The 13,282-nt window shown below is 56.6% G+C and carries 13 protein-coding genes and 1 tRNA gene; 7 read left to right on the top strand and 7 right to left on the bottom strand.

Features of this window, described 5'->3' with window-relative positions:
• Nucleotides 1-20: 20 nt before the first annotated feature.
• Nucleotides 21-452 (top strand): EVE domain-containing protein, encoded by a 432-nt coding sequence (locus FPV09_RS09380; RefSeq protein WP_148883207.1) that lies wholly within the window; start codon nt 21-23, stop codon nt 450-452.
• A 409-nt stretch (nt 453-861) separates the two neighbouring features.
• Here FPV09_RS09380 and FPV09_RS09375 read toward each other — a convergent pair.
• Nucleotides 862-938: transfer RNA gene (locus tag FPV09_RS09375), tRNA-His, on the bottom strand.
• A gap of 142 nt (nt 939-1,080) precedes the next feature.
• On the opposite strand from FPV09_RS09375, the gene taw3 reads away from it, so the two are divergent.
• Nucleotides 1,081-1,719, top strand: coding sequence for a tRNA(Phe) 7-((3-amino-3-carboxypropyl)-4-demethylwyosine(37)-N(4))-methyltransferase Taw3 (taw3, locus tag FPV09_RS09370; protein ID WP_148883206.1), 639 nt, complete (start codon nt 1,081-1,083; stop codon nt 1,717-1,719).
• A gap of 1 nt (nt 1,720) precedes the next feature.
• Here taw3 and FPV09_RS09365 read toward each other — a convergent pair whose 3' ends face one another.
• From FPV09_RS09365 to FPV09_RS09345, 5 genes are all read right to left on the bottom strand, one after another.
• Nucleotides 1,721-2,470: a lipoate--protein ligase family protein gene (locus FPV09_RS09365; protein ID WP_148883205.1), complete on the bottom strand. Its 750-nt coding sequence runs from the start codon at nt 2,468-2,470 to the stop codon at nt 1,721-1,723.
• Between the two features lie 212 nt (nt 2,471-2,682).
• Nucleotides 2,683-3,996, bottom strand: a complete 1,314-nt coding sequence (gene hisS / locus FPV09_RS09360; RefSeq protein WP_148883810.1) for a histidine--tRNA ligase — start codon at nt 3,994-3,996, stop codon at nt 2,683-2,685.
• Nucleotides 3,997-4,094: 98 nt separating this feature from the next.
• Nucleotides 4,095-4,709 carry a MarC family protein gene (locus FPV09_RS09355; protein ID WP_058937699.1) on the bottom strand — a complete coding sequence of 205 codons (615 nt, stop codon included), beginning with the start codon at nt 4,707-4,709 and terminating at the stop codon, nt 4,095-4,097.
• Nucleotides 4,710-4,814: 105 nt separating this feature from the next.
• Nucleotides 4,815-5,957 carry a cation:proton antiporter gene (locus FPV09_RS09350; RefSeq protein ID WP_148883204.1) on the bottom strand — a complete coding sequence of 381 codons (1,143 nt, stop codon included), beginning with the start codon at nt 5,955-5,957 and terminating at the stop codon, nt 4,815-4,817.
• Between the two features lie 21 nt (nt 5,958-5,978).
• Complete coding sequence (locus FPV09_RS09345; RefSeq protein ID WP_148883809.1) at nt 5,979-6,536, bottom strand: CBS domain-containing protein; 558 nt, start codon at nt 6,534-6,536, stop codon at nt 5,979-5,981.
• Nucleotides 6,537-6,694: 158 nt separating this feature from the next.
• Between FPV09_RS09345 and FPV09_RS09340 the strand changes: the two genes are divergently transcribed.
• From FPV09_RS09340 to FPV09_RS09320, 5 genes are all read left to right on the top strand, one after another.
• A complete protein-coding gene (locus FPV09_RS09340) occupies nt 6,695-8,155 on the top strand; it encodes an NAD(P)/FAD-dependent oxidoreductase (RefSeq protein ID WP_148883203.1) in 1,461 nt (486 codons plus the stop codon).
• Between the two features lie 113 nt (nt 8,156-8,268).
• Nucleotides 8,269-8,862, top strand: a complete 594-nt coding sequence (locus FPV09_RS09335; RefSeq protein ID WP_148883202.1) for a DUF257 family protein — start codon at nt 8,269-8,271, stop codon at nt 8,860-8,862.
• Between the two features lie 2 nt (nt 8,863-8,864).
• On the top strand, nt 8,865-9,476 hold the full coding sequence (locus FPV09_RS09330) for a DUF257 family protein (protein WP_148883201.1): 612 nt from the start codon (nt 8,865-8,867) through the stop codon (nt 9,474-9,476).
• Between the two features lie 156 nt (nt 9,477-9,632).
• A complete protein-coding gene (gene ttuA / locus FPV09_RS09325; protein WP_168194778.1) occupies nt 9,633-10,544 on the top strand; it encodes a tRNA-5-methyluridine(54) 2-sulfurtransferase in 912 nt (303 codons plus the stop codon).
• A 102-nt stretch (nt 10,545-10,646) separates the two neighbouring features.
• Nucleotides 10,647-11,303, top strand: coding sequence for a DUF257 family protein (locus FPV09_RS09320; RefSeq protein ID WP_148883199.1), 657 nt, complete (start codon nt 10,647-10,649; stop codon nt 11,301-11,303).
• Nucleotides 11,304-11,306: 3 nt separating this feature from the next.
• Here the strand turns inward: FPV09_RS09320 and FPV09_RS09315 are convergent, their stop codons facing one another.
• Entirely contained in the window at nt 11,307-13,271 is a 1,965-nt protein-coding gene (locus tag FPV09_RS09315) for an alpha-amylase/4-alpha-glucanotransferase domain-containing protein (RefSeq protein ID WP_210411124.1), read from the bottom strand.
• Between the last annotated feature and the right edge of the window lie 11 nt (nt 13,272-13,282).

Genomic DNA, 13,282 nt, shown 5'->3' with positions numbered 1-13,282 from the left:
CAGTCTTCTTGGTGACCTCCATGACCTACTGGCTCTGCATAACCAACCGCGACAACTGGGAGGCTGTCAGAAAGAAGAACGTCTGGGGAGTGGCGAAGAGGCACAGGAACACCATCGCCAAAGTTAAACCCGGCGATAAGCTCGTCTTCTACGTCAAGCAGGAGCGGAAGAACAAAGAAGTTCTCGAACCCAAGATCGTCGGCATCTTCGAGGTCGTTAGCGAGCCTTACCCCGACTCAACAAAGATATTCAAGAGCCCGCCACACCTCAATGAGACTTACCCCCTCAGGGTTAAGATCAAGCCCGTAAAGCTCGGCGAGCTCGACTTCAAGCCCATTATTCCAAAGCTCAGCTTCATCACCAACAAGAAGCGCTGGAGCGGGCATCTAATGGGCAAAGCTATGCGCGAGATCCCCGAGGAGGACTACAAACTGATTGAAGGCCTGCTTTGACTTTTCATTTTGAATAACAATCTCGAATTTTTTGATGGTTGTTATTCATTCTGCCAATAGTGTAGCCGAAGAAGTGAACCCCCATTCAAGGTTCAAGAGTATAGCAACTGTTACCAGGCAAAAATTGATCACAGTTTGTGACCGCTTTGAAATGTTGTTTGCTGAAGAGTGCATACTCCAGATTCATACCTTTAATGCTAGGAGGTCTCATGGAAATTACCGTATATTAAAGTCCACTTTTCTTTTTTGACGCCCGTAGGGCGTCGTATTTGAGGGACTTCTTTTGGTGGCTAATTAACGAGAATCCAAACTAAAAAATTAGTCTCTTGTTAGATGCACACTGGAAGAGGGCACTTGAAAAGCGGTCACGAACCTTGATCAAACTTCGCGAAGGCGAAGTTTGTGATGATGGGGCCAGGGCCGGGATTTGAACCCGGGCTAGGGGATCCACAGTCCCCTGTGCTAACCAGGCTACACCACCCTGGCCATTTCCAGCTAAACCTTTTGGGTTAGCTTTATAAAGTTTTCGACAGAAGGGGCTGAAAGAGGAAGCTGAGACCTTTTACTTACCCCAACCCCCGCTTAACGACGCTTTCGCGGGAATTAAGAATCGTCCGGAGGTTTCGACATGAAAGCCAAACGCGAAGCCCTTGTGAGCCTCTTCACGGCTATGAGGGAAGGAAAGGTTGACGCGGATATAATCGATCACCTCCTGCTCATCAACTCGATAAGGGGAATCTACACGACCTCCTCCTGCTCCGGCAGGATCGGCATAATGGAGGAACCGGACCTCGGGGCCAAGCCCCTCGCGAGGTGGCTGATCAAGGTCCACAGACCGATGGAGTTCGAGGAGGCAAGGGAGGCCCTGAGAAACGCCGAGAAGGGCCTCATATTCCTCAAGAGCCAGCCGCCCATATTCCACATCGTCGCCGAGGACGTAGAGAGGGCAAAGAGACTCCACGAGCTCGGTTTGGCCTCGGGTTTTAAGTACACCACCTTCAAGGTCGTCTCGAAGCGCTACCTTGTGGAAATAAACGCCACTGAGTACCTGACGGCACCGCTCGGCAGGGATGGAAGGATACTCGTGGACGATGAGTACCTCCGTTTCGCCGTTGACCTCGGCAACGACATGCTGAGACGAAGTAAGGGGCGGCTGCCCCAGCTTGAGGAGAAATTCAGAAAGCTGAGAGAGGAGCTCGGCGAGGACGAACTGTTCTACGAGCTGGCGGAGCGGTATATGATAGAAGAAAACTGGAAGCTACCTTAAATCACCGGCTCTCGTTCCACTCCGGGTTCCCATATTTCTCCTCCACCAGCCTCTCGGCGAGCTCGAGCTCATAGTCGGTGAGCCCACCCTCCTCGGGCTCAAAGGCACTGAAGAAGCTCTCCTTGAGCAGCTCGTAGGCCTCCCAGCGGCTCAGATTTATGCCCTCGCGCTCCAGGGTGGTTACCCTCTTCCAGATGCTCGAAACGCCCTTGTCGGCGAGCTTGGCCTTGGAGACCCTGAGAACCCTTCCGAGTACCTCAACGCGCGTGGAGTACATGAACGTGCCGTGCTGCAGGATGACCCCCTTCCGCCTCGTCTGTGCGGAGCCGCTGATTTTTTTCCCGTTGGCAACGATGTCGTTCAGGCCGGAGAAACCCGCCTCAAGGCCAAGCTCTTTCAGCGCATCAACCAGCGGGCCGGCCAGATAGCGGTAGCTCGTCTCGACGTTCCTGAGCATTGGGTGGTAGTCCTCGCCGACAACGACGGAGTAGGTCACCTCACCGTATTCGTCGTGGAACACCGAGCCGCCGCCGGTCACCCTGCGGACGACGGGGATTCCGAGCTTCCGCGCCTCGTCGAGGTTGACGTCGTGGACGACGCTCTGGAAGCGACCTATGGTCACGGAGCTCGGCGAGAAGGTGTATAGCCTAACCGTGTCGGGAGCCTTCCCCTCGATCCTGGCCCTCATTATCGCCTCGTCTATGGCCATCTGGACCTCGGGCCTTGCAACTATGAGCGGGATGAACCTCATGGCACCACCAGGGTTAAAAAGTTCGAAGTGTTTTTAAGCCCAGCGATGATGACGCCCAAGCCCTTCCGAGGTGACGATGAGGAGAGCGGTCACCACTGAGCTGCTTTCATCCTCTCTAACCCGGGCCCACGATAAAGACATTTCCTGCCCGAATAGCCTTCAAGCGACAAAATTGGGTCAAAGAAATGCTGGGGGCGACAAAAGCAAACCCCTCAGCCCTTCAATAACCCAACCACGGCCTCCGCGACCCGAGCCTTCTCGACGGTTCTCTGCTCGCCGCTCTCCATATCCCTTACCGTGACCTTTCCCTCCGCCAGGTCCTTCTTCCCAACGAGGACGACGTACGGAACTCCGAGCTTTCCCGCGTAATCGAGTGCCTTCCTGAGCTTTCTTCCAGTTAGCTCGCAGTCGGTTTTGACGCCCGCGGCCCTTAGTGCGCTCGTTATCTCGACGGCGGCCCTCCTCAGCTCGACGTCCTTCCCTATGGGCACGACGTAGACGTCAGGCCTGAGCTTCGGCTCCGGGATGAGCCCCTTCCACTCGAGTATCGGAATGAGGCGCTCGATTCCAATGGCAAAGCCCGTCGCCGGGGTCGGCTTTCCGCCGAAGACGGAGATAAGGTTGTCGTAGCGGCCGCCGCCGCCTATCGAGCCTATGCCGAGGTCGTCGGGGGCGATGGCTTCAAAGACTATGCTCGTGTAGTAGTCGAAGCCCCGCGCTATGCCGAGGTCTATCCTTATCCACTTCGAGACGCCGTAGGCATCGAGCAAATCGACCAGCTCGTAGAGGCGCTTGATTTCCTCCTTAGCTTTCTCGCCCGTGAAGAGCCCCTCTGCCTTCGGAAGAACCTCTTCGGGGAGGCCCTTTATCTCCACCAGCGCCAGGACTTTCTCGACGCCATCATCGTCCAGCCCGAACTCCCTCAGGGCGCCGGTGAAGTCCTCCCTGCTCATCTTATCCTTCTTGTCTATGAGCCTCATCAGGCCCACGTCGTCCTCAACACCGAGCATCTTTGCGAACTCGTCGAGGAGAACGCGGTCGCCTATGTTCACGGTGAAATCCTCGAGGCCGGTGGCGAGGTAGCTCTCAACGAAGAGGGCTATGACCTCCGCATCTGCCTCAACTTTATCGCTTCCGAGGAGCTCTACCCCGGCCTGCCAGAACTCGCGGTAACGGCCGCTCTGGGGTTCCTCATAGCGGAACATGTTGGCCATGTAGTACCATTTAACGGGCTTCGGGGCGTTCTGGAAGCCGTTGACGTAGAGCCTCGCGACGCTGGACGTCATGTCCGGCCGGAGCGAGAGGTTCCGTCCGCCCTTGTCGTCGAAGGCGTAGAGCTGCTCGACCACCTCCTCACCGCTCCTCAGCTTGAAGAGCTCGGTGTACTCAAAGGTGGGCGTGAGGACCTCGTGAAAGTTATACCGCTCGAAGACTTCGCGGATTCTCTCGAAAACCCATCTCCTCTTCGCCATCTCCTCCGGGAGCAGGTCTCGCGTTCCCTTAACCTTTTCAAGCCTTACCTTCATTCTCAACCCTCCTTTCCTGGAAAAAGCGGAAGGGGTTAAAAGGTTAGCCCAGGAGTTTTGACTTTGGCCGGTCCTCCGGGCAGTAGGCCGAAGGGTTGTCATCCAGCAGACGTCATCAGGAGGTATATCCCGACGACGCCCTGAACCATCATCTGGGCCCCTATCGCCATCGTGAACATACCGATTATCCTTATGAAGACCCCCAGGGTCGTTTTGCTGACGTTCTTGATCAGGTACAGCGTCACGAACATGACGAGGGCCGTCATCAGGATGGCAAGGAACACCGCCGCGGTCGCGTGGTAGAGGCCCTTTTCGGCGGTGAGGGTTATCGCGGTCGTTATCGCGGCCGGGCCGGCTATCAGGGGCGTCGCAACGGGGACGGCGGCAAGGGCGAGTATGTTCTTCTCCTTTTTGAGGGTCATCATTCCGCCGCTTTCGAGGGCCTCTAGACCTATCTTGAAGAGGACGAATCCCCCGGCAACGCGGAGGGCGTTTATGTCGATGTGGAATATGTCCTGAAGAATTATCTGGCCCGAAACTGCAAAGAGGAACAGGAGGAGGAAGCCTATCAGGTTCGCCCTGACGATAAGCGTCCTTATGTCCTCTATGTGGAAGTCCTCCCTCAGTAGGCTGACCAGGAGTATCTTGTCGCTCGGGTCTATCATGATGAGCATGAAGAGTGCGGAGCTCAGTATTGAAAGCCACTCGCTCATGCTCCCCACTGCGGTGAGGGTTTTATAAACCTATGCCCGGAAGTGTACCTTGGCGATGACGAGACCGGCACTGGCTGAGGTGTGATGAGCACTCGGTTGGCCGAGCTAACGCCTCGAGAAGGCCAGCTTGAGGAGCGGCGGCGTGACCAGCGTCGTCGCCATGACCATCGCGATGGCTATGGAAAAGCTCTCGTTCGTCAGGATTCCCTCGGAAAGGCCTATGTTGGCCATTATAAGGCCCACTTCCATTCTCGGAATCATTCCAACGCCTATCTGGAGGGACTCCATGGGGCTGAACTTCGAGAGGATTCCGCCGATTCCACAGCCGATGACCTTCCCGACTATGGCGAGGAGTGAGTAAACCAGCGCGAAGGCCCCCGCCGCGAGGACCACGTGGGCATCGGTTTCGGCGCCAACGCCGACGAGGAAGACGGGAATGAAGAAGGCGTAGCCGAGGGTGATTATCTTGTCGGTTATCTTCCTCGCGTCGTCGCTCCCGGCCACGAGTATTCCCGCCAGGTAGGCACCGGTTATGGCCGCTATCTGGAAGTATTCGGCGAGGTAGGCGAAGATGAGCATCACGACTATCGAGACCGTGGTGACGGTTTCGGGGAGATTTATCCTGTGGGAGGAGCGGAGGACCTTCTTGACGATTCCCCTGCCTATGAGGTAGCTGAGGAGGAAGAAAGCGGCGATTTCAACGAGAAGCACCGCTATATCTCCTACGTAAACCGTCCCCTTGGTGTTCATGGCCACGAGAATGGTAAGGATTATTATGCCCAGGACGTCGTCCACCACGGCGGCGGCCAGGATAGCCGCACCAACGCGGGTCCTGAGGCGCTTCATCTCCATGAGAACGCTCGCGGTTAAACTGACGCTCGTCGCCGTCATGACGCCGCCGAGGAAGAGGGCCTCCATACCCGGGTAACCCCACCTGAGGGCCACGGCGTAGCCGAAGATGAAGGGAACAGCAACACCCAGGGAGGCTATGAGAAAAGCCGGGAGGCCGACGCGCTTGAACTCCTCCATGTCCGTTTCGAGACCGGCCAGAAAGAGGAGCATTATGACGCCCAGCTCGGAGATGAGCCGAACGCCCTCGCCGTAGGCCACGAAGTTCAGAAGGGACGGACCGAGGAGTATTCCCCCGATTATCTGACCCAAAGCCGCGGGGAAGCCGAGCCTCGAGCTTAGGTAGCCCATCAGCTTGGCCGTAATCAGTATGACCGCCAGCTCCAGGAAGACGTCCATGGTAACACCCGATTTTAGTGGTCAGAGGGAGACGAGGCGTATGAGGCGTATTATGTCCTTAACCTCCAGCAGGCCGTGGGCCCTGCCACCGTCGTCCACCACGGGAAGGTGGTGCTTTCCGGTTTCGAGCATTATCCTTATGGCGTGCCCCAGGTCGTCGTTGATGTTCACGGTTACCGGCTTGGTGACCATTATGTCCTCCACCCTCGTCGCCCTCGTGACGGAGTACCTCTTCAGCAGGCCGAAGCCCACTATGGAGTGCCTCCGGGGGACGTCGAAGAGGTGGAGTATGTCCTTCATCGTGACGAATCCAACGAGCTTTCCCTCGGAATCAACGACGATAGCGGAGCTTTCCTCCTCGCCCATACTCTCGATGAGAGTTGCCAGGGAGTCGTGAGGGTGAACGACGAGGTAGTCGCGGTCCATGACCAGCCTCACGGGGACTTTGGAGACGTACCTTATGTTGTGGCTGAGCTCTTCCTTGCGCTGGAGCTGGAGAAGCCTCCTTTTGCTGTGGATTATTCGTATCTTCTTCGCTTTGGCCTCATGGGATTTTTCCCCGGCATTCAAAGTGTCCATACGCCCCACGTTTAAACACTAATGTGCGAAAGTGTTTAAAGATTTCGGAGATTCCTTTGAGTGTTACATGTCAAAAGTATCGTACGCCCCCGACAGGTTAACCAAAAACTTGCCAAAAACTTTTTAAGGGGCCACTCAGAGACATCGGCAAGGGAAATATGGTTTCTGAAGCAGGAAACGGAAAGACCTACGATGTCGTGATTATAGGTGCCGGCCCCGCTGGCCTTTTTGCGGCCTACGAGCTGGCGGAAAAGAGCGATTTTAGGATTCTGGTGATAGAGGAAGGCGGCAACGTCGAGCAGAGGATCTGCCCGATGTACGAGCTTGGCTACTGCATCGGCTGCCAGCCCTGCCACATAATGAGCGGCGTAGGCGGTGCGGGGGGACTGAGCGACGGCACGATAAACCTCAGGCCGGACATAGGCGGCGATTTGAGCGAGCTGACCGACGATGAGAACTACGCCTGGCAGCTCGTCTGGGAAGTTGACAGGATTTTCCTGCGCCACAGGTCACCCAGAAACCTGTTCAGGGGAAACCCGGAGGAGATCCGATACTGGGAGCAGAGGGCGGCACAGGCGGGTGTGAAGTTCATCCCCATAATCCAGCGCCACATAGGTTCTGACAGGACGCCCGAGGTCATAGCCGACATAAAGAGGCACCTCGAGGGCAAAGGCGTCGAGTTTCTCCTCTGGACCAAGGCCCTAGAGTTCGGGCCGGGCCGGGTGAAGGTGAAGAGGGGAAAGAACATCTTCACGATCAACGCCCGCTACATAATCGTCGCCCCCGGGAGAGGCGGAGCGGACTGGTTCCACGACGTGGCCCAGAGGATAGGGCTTGAGGCGAGGCACGGGCCAATCGACGTGGGCGTCCGCGTCGAGGTTCCCGCGATAGTGATGGAGCCGATAACGAGCATAAACCACGACCCCAAGTTCCACATCTACACCGACACCTACGACGACTTCGTGAGAACATTCTGCACCAACCCCCACGGCTTCGTCGTTGAGGAGAAGTACGACTCCTATGTCGGCGTCAACGGGCACTCGATGCACGAGAAGAAGAGCAACAACACCAACTTCGCCTTCCTGACGAGGATAGAGCTGACCGAGCCGGTTGAGGACACGACGGCCTACGGGAAGAGCATAGCACAGCTCGCGACGACGATCGGCGGCGGCAAACCGCTCCTCCAGCGCCTCGGCGACCTCAGGAGGGGGAGGAGGAGCACGTGGGCGCGCATAAAGAGGAGCGACGTTGAGCCGACCCTGAGGCACGTCACGCCGGGGGACATAGCGATGGCCCTGCCGCACCGCGTTGTGACCAACATCATAGAGGGACTTGAAAAGCTCGACCGCGTTCTTCCGGGCGTTGCGAGCGACCACACCCTGCTCTACGCACCCGAGATAAAGTACTACGCCATGAAGGTCGAGGTGGACGAGAACCTTGAGACGAGCATAGAGGGAATCTTCGCTGCCGGCGACGGTGCCGGCCTGAGCAGGGACATAGTGAACGCGGCCGCCACCGGATTGCTCGCCGCGAGGGGGATACTCAAGAAGGAGGGCATTTTCACGGAGAAGGACTTCAGGAAACCCGGGAACTGGAAGGCCAAGATCGAGGCCCTCTAGTCCATTACTTTTTTCTGTCAAACCGTCATCTTTGTGCAAAAGGGCAGATACACTTTCCCAAACTGGATAAGGTATATTTAGGAGAATGCCAAAAACAGAATCTGGGGGTAACCATGGTAGATGCAATCGAAAAACTGCTCTCGATGAGAGATGCCGTAGTCCTCGTAGAGTATCACTCAACCGATCATCCCGAGTGGATCCTCAAGGAGATACTCGACGGCTGGGAAAACATGGGAATCTTCCCACTGGTAGTCGACATCGGGGACACCCTGCACGGGTTCGTCCAAAACCTGAGGTTCAGCGGGCAGGCAATAACCGTTGACACGGTGCCCGTGATAAAGATAAAAGGGGTCATGAACGTGGGGCACGTCCTAGGGAATATCGACGTCGTCGATGACTTCGAGTACCACCTCGCACTCTACTCCAAACTGGCGCGGAAGGTTCCGGAGAGAAGCCGGAACCACACGGTGGTTCTCGGGATGGAAAAGTTCACATTCACCTTCCTCGAAGACCCCCAAAAACTTGAGAGATACTTCGAGACGATAACCAGGAAGTACCTTAGCATTGTGGATAAGATGAACTTTCTTTTCCTGAACGTTGACATAGCATCCCCCTACCTCATAAAGGGCCTTGAAGAGGACTCCGACTACGTGATGGAAATTGTGAGAAGCGGCTTGGAGCTCAAAAAAATGCCCGGAGGCTGGTAGGAATGAGGCTTGCTGACTACCTCCAGGATATTGAGTGGGGCGAGAGCGTCCTCATAGAACACACATCCCTCTCGGCATATCCGCGGGTTTTTCACACCATCGGCGAGGTTTACGGATGGGAGAGGCTTCTTATCGTTGACGTTCTGGACTCGAGCATGTCGATAATCAGATGGTTGAGACTATCAAAAGTGAAAATCCCCGGAAAAATACGAAGGATTAAAGTCGGCGGAACGTCCGATTGGGGGGAGGTGGTCTTGGAGGTCGACCCCCACAAAGACCCGGGAATATTCCTCAACCGCCTCTCGCGGAGCGTGAGGGAATACTACCGGGAGAACCCCAAGACGGTCTCCATCCTCATGAACCCCGAAAAGCTGATTCCGCTCCACAGCAACAGTCCAAGGTTCATCCTCAGCCTCTCCAATCTGGGCTACGCCTTCCTCGGAAACCCCGTGAGGAAGACCTTTTACTTCGTCAACGTCGACCTGGCCGAGAGGCGGTACGTTGCCATACTGGAGGAAGCATTTATCAGGGTGCTCAGAATCGACGACAGTGGAAGTATCACCGTACTCAAATCCCCCCACGGTGATGAGGAAGGACTGACGCTTGAACCTTGACCTCCATTACCCCAATCCCACGGTTCGGGTTATCTTTTATACCATTCAAAAATCCCTACGGTCGGCTGATTTCCGGTGACCCCTTCGGGACCTTATTAAATGGAAGAACCTTTAAGGCCCCGACCCTCAAAGTAATCAGGTGAGGATGGCATGCCCATGAGATGCAAGTTCTGCGAGAGGCCGGCGTTTATAAAACTCCACTACCCGAGGATGTACCTGTGCCCCGAACACTTCACCGAGTACTTCGAGAGAAAGGTCAAGCGCACGATAGAGCGTTACAAGTTGATAAAACCCGGCGAGAGGATTCTGGTCGTGGTGAGCGGGGGAAAGGACTCGGCCGTTACAGCCCACGTCCTCAAGAAGCTCGGCTACGACATCGAGTGCCTCCACATCAACCTAGGCATCGGTGAGTACTCCGAGAAGAGCGAGGAGTACGCCAAGAGGCAGTGCGAGAAGCTCGACGTTCCCCTCCACATCGTCCGCGTCAAAGAGCTCCTCGGAAAGGGCATCGGGGAAGTGAGAACGCGCAGACCGACCTGCTCCTACTGCGGCCTGACCAAGCGCTACATCTTCAACAAGTTCGCCTACGACAACGGCTTCGACGCGGTGGCGACCGGCCACAACCTCGACGACGAGGCGGGCTTCATCCTGGCGAACCTCCTGAACTGGAACACGCAGTACCTGGCCAAACAGGGGCCGGTAATCCCGGCGCAGTTCAACGGAAAGCTCGTGAAGAAGATAAAACCCCTCTACGAGCTGACCGAGAGGGAGGTTGTAGCTTACGCGCTCGCCAACGGCATAGAGTACCACATCGAGGAATGCCCCCACGCCGTCGGGGCCACGACGATAGAGGTCAAGGGCATACTCAACGAGATGGAGGAGAGGCGGCCGGGAACGAAGATAAACTTCGTGAAGGGCTACCTCAGGAAGAAGGGACTCTTTGAAGGGGAGCTCCAGGAGGCCGACCTCAGGGAGTGCAGGGTCTGCGGCATGCCCGCCAGCGGCGAGGTCTGTTCGTTCTGCCGGTTCTGGCGCAGGGAGGAGCCCCTGACCTTTTCCCCGCCGTGAACGGCGAAGCTTTCAAAAGAAAAATATAAGACGAAAGACTATTTAAATCCAGCCGGGATATTTTCCTACATCCTCGACACCACAAGTAGCAGGGTGATAAAAATGAGCGTACCCGACGGCCTCATGATGAACCTCTGGGAATCACTAAGGATGGGCGAGATAGTCCTCATGGAGAGGACGGACAGCGGGGATCAGTACTTCGGCTTCTACCAAGTGGTGAGCTGGGGCAGGAGCAGGAGGTACAAGGTTGTGGTCATCGACATCCTGGACTCACTCCACATCCTAAAGGCCAAGGCGCGGCTCGCCGGCCTGGATGACGGGGTTCTGAACAGCGTGAAGGTCATCAAGATAGGCGGCACAATAGAAACCGGGGAAGTCGTCGGATGGATAAGGGACATCTCCGAGCCGGTGATTCTCGCAAAGAAGTTCATGGAGACCTACACCAAGCTTCTCGAATCAGGAGGACCAACCCTAACTGCAGTGGTGGGCCTTGAGAAGCTCTTCGTGGCATCGGAGTTCTCGCCGAAGAACGTTCAGGTCATAATCAGCGCCATATCCAAATACGTTGGCGATGAGAGGAGGCTGTCCGTCCAGTTCCTGAAGGCCAACGTTATAGACGGCATGAGGCAACCAATCGTCAGGCTCCTGGAGGACCTCGCAACCACTGTAATCCAGATCTCGAGAAAGGACAAGGTGACGGAGTTCAGGGTGCTGAAGTCGGTGGACCCGAAACTCGAGGGAATGACGATAAAAATGTGAAAATCAAAGTTCCCTGAACCTCAGCCGGAACCTCAGCTCCCCCTCAACCGGCAGGAGGACCGTGTAACTGACGCCCTGCTGCACGAAGTCCCAGCCGGCTTCGCTCTGACTGAGGGTCTTTATTGGATACTTCCACACCCTCGCTTTTTTGTCGAGCTCCACCGCCACCCTTCCGATGCCGTAGGGGTCGTTCACCTCGAACTTCTCAGCCTCGAACTCCGCCGGCTCCTCCATGACGCTGTGAACCGCGAGGTTGAGCTCGACACCGAAGAGGGCCACTGACTCACTCCTCACGGTGTAGTCAACGACGAAGCCATCCTCTGCCAGGTGGAAGGTCTTCTCCACCCTCGCCGGCCTTCCGGAGACAGTTCCGTCCCTCTCGAGGGTGACGCCGCCTTCAAAAAGGCTGTAGTCGTAGGCACCCGTAACGAAGTCCCCAAGCTCGATGTGCCTGTTGAGGCGATACTCCTCGAGTGCCGTCTCTGGGTCAAGGAAGTGGTCCTGCAGGATTGCCCTCAGGCGGTCATCGTAGGCAAGCTCGCGCCGTATCTCGTCCGGAATCTTTCTGCCGACCTCGTGTATGCTCGCCACGCCCTCCCCGTCTTCCTCCTCGGGAGTGGCGGATTCGGGAACCTCGTGGTAGTGCTCCCAGCGCCTCGCCAGCACGTCGTTGTAGTTGACGGCCCTCCGGCGTGAGGAGAGCTCAAAGAGGGCACCACCGTAGGCGGGCTTAAAGACGGCGTAGAAGTTCTCGTCCTCGATGAATACCTCATCGCGGCCGTCAAAGTCTATGTCGCGGACGAAGCTGCCCGTGGAGGCGAAGCCGTTGGCCCTTATTATGTTCTCCCAGACGGCCCTGCGGAGGTGCGGGAGGTAAATCCCTCCGAAGACGCCGTGCCAGTAGGCGTCGTTGCACTGGGCCTTGAGGATGAACTTTCTTGCCTCGGGGTCCTCCCTGACGAGCTTGCTCACCATGAGCATCCTCTTGTGCATGTAGTTGCTCTCAGGGTACTTGAAGAAGAAGTTCTTCCATATCCCACCCCTGACGAAGACGCGGTACCTCTCGAACTGGCCGTGCCCCTTGAGCTTTTCAACGAACTCCACGAAGAGCTTCGCCTGCTTTGCCGGGAGGGACCACTCGCTCATCTCGAAGTAGGAGGCAATGGGGAGGTAAACCAGCCCGCGGGGCTTGAACCTCGCGAGGTACTCGGAGTAAAGCGTTAGATTTATCCTCTCATCACTCGAAATCCTGTCAAAGAACTCCCTGAGCCAGCCCTTCTCGTAGACCCACTCGTACGTCCCCGGCCAGACACCGAACTTCTCACCGTCGTCGTGGAACACCGCGACCCTGCTCTCGTCACCGTTGTCAAGGCTGTGGAGGTACTCAACGGTCTTCTCAACGGGGCGGAACGGGATGAGGTAGCGGAGCTTCTCGTCTATCGGGAAGACCGCAATGACCTCCCCGCCGTCCTCGGTGTAGTACGGCCAGTACAGCTCCTCCTTGCTCAGGCCGGCACTCATGAAGTGGTAGTCATCGACGATGACGTACTCGATTCCAGCCTCGCGGAGGCTCTTGACGAGTTCTGGCTGCCAGACGCGCTCGGTGAGCCAGACGCCCCTGGCGTCGTAGCCGAGTTTCTTCGCGAAGTCCTTCAGAAGGGTTATCTGTTCAATCCTGTCCTCCTTCGGAATGGCGGCCAGGACGGGCTCGTAGAATCCCGCCACGACTATCTCCAGCTGCCCCTTCTTCACCAGGGAGCGGAGGAGGTCCATGTACTCAGGCCTGTTGGCATCGAGCCATTCGAGGAGGGGACCGCTTATATGAACCGCGGCCTTCATGTTCGGGTATTCCTCCAGAATCTCCATGAAAGGCCTGTAGGATCTATCGTAGGCGCTCTCGAAGACCCAGCCGAAGTTTCCGAGGGGCTGATGGTTATGAATGCCAAAGATAAAGTTCACCATTGCCAACCACCCACCAG

The sequence above is a fragment of the Thermococcus aciditolerans genome, assembly GCF_008152015.1.
In the GTDB taxonomy this organism is placed as follows: domain Archaea; phylum Methanobacteriota_B; class Thermococci; order Thermococcales; family Thermococcaceae; genus Thermococcus; species Thermococcus celericrescens.
Note: the sequence above shows the minus strand (reverse complement) of the source record. Positions and strands in the feature narration are given on the sequence as shown.

Bases quoted from the DNA above. Each gene is read 5' to 3' on its own strand.
- FPV09_RS09380 (WP_148883207.1), top strand. From the start codon at position 21: ATGACCTACTGGCTCTGCATAACCAACCGCGACAACTGGGAGGCTGTC.
- taw3 (WP_148883206.1), top strand. From the start codon at position 1,081: ATGAAAGCCAAACGCGAAGCCCTTGTGAGCCTCTTCACGGCTATGAGG.
- FPV09_RS09365 (WP_148883205.1), bottom strand. From the start codon at position 2,470: ATGAGGTTCATCCCGCTCATAGTTGCAAGGCCCGAGGTCCAGATGGCC.
- hisS (WP_148883810.1), bottom strand. From the start codon at position 3,996: ATGAAGGTAAGGCTTGAAAAGGTTAAGGGAACGCGAGACCTGCTCCCG.
- FPV09_RS09355 (WP_058937699.1), bottom strand. From the start codon at position 4,709: ATGAGCGAGTGGCTTTCAATACTGAGCTCCGCACTCTTCATGCTCATC.
- FPV09_RS09350 (WP_148883204.1), bottom strand. From the start codon at position 5,957: ATGGACGTCTTCCTGGAGCTGGCGGTCATACTGATTACGGCCAAGCTG.
- FPV09_RS09345 (WP_148883809.1), bottom strand. From the start codon at position 6,536: ATGGACACTTTGAATGCCGGGGAAAAATCCCATGAGGCCAAAGCGAAG.
- FPV09_RS09340 (WP_148883203.1), top strand. From the start codon at position 6,695: ATGGTTTCTGAAGCAGGAAACGGAAAGACCTACGATGTCGTGATTATA.
- FPV09_RS09335 (WP_148883202.1), top strand. From the start codon at position 8,269: ATGGTAGATGCAATCGAAAAACTGCTCTCGATGAGAGATGCCGTAGTC.
- FPV09_RS09330 (WP_148883201.1), top strand. From the start codon at position 8,865: ATGAGGCTTGCTGACTACCTCCAGGATATTGAGTGGGGCGAGAGCGTC.
- ttuA (WP_168194778.1), top strand. From the start codon at position 9,633: ATGAGATGCAAGTTCTGCGAGAGGCCGGCGTTTATAAAACTCCACTAC.
- FPV09_RS09320 (WP_148883199.1), top strand. From the start codon at position 10,647: ATGAGCGTACCCGACGGCCTCATGATGAACCTCTGGGAATCACTAAGG.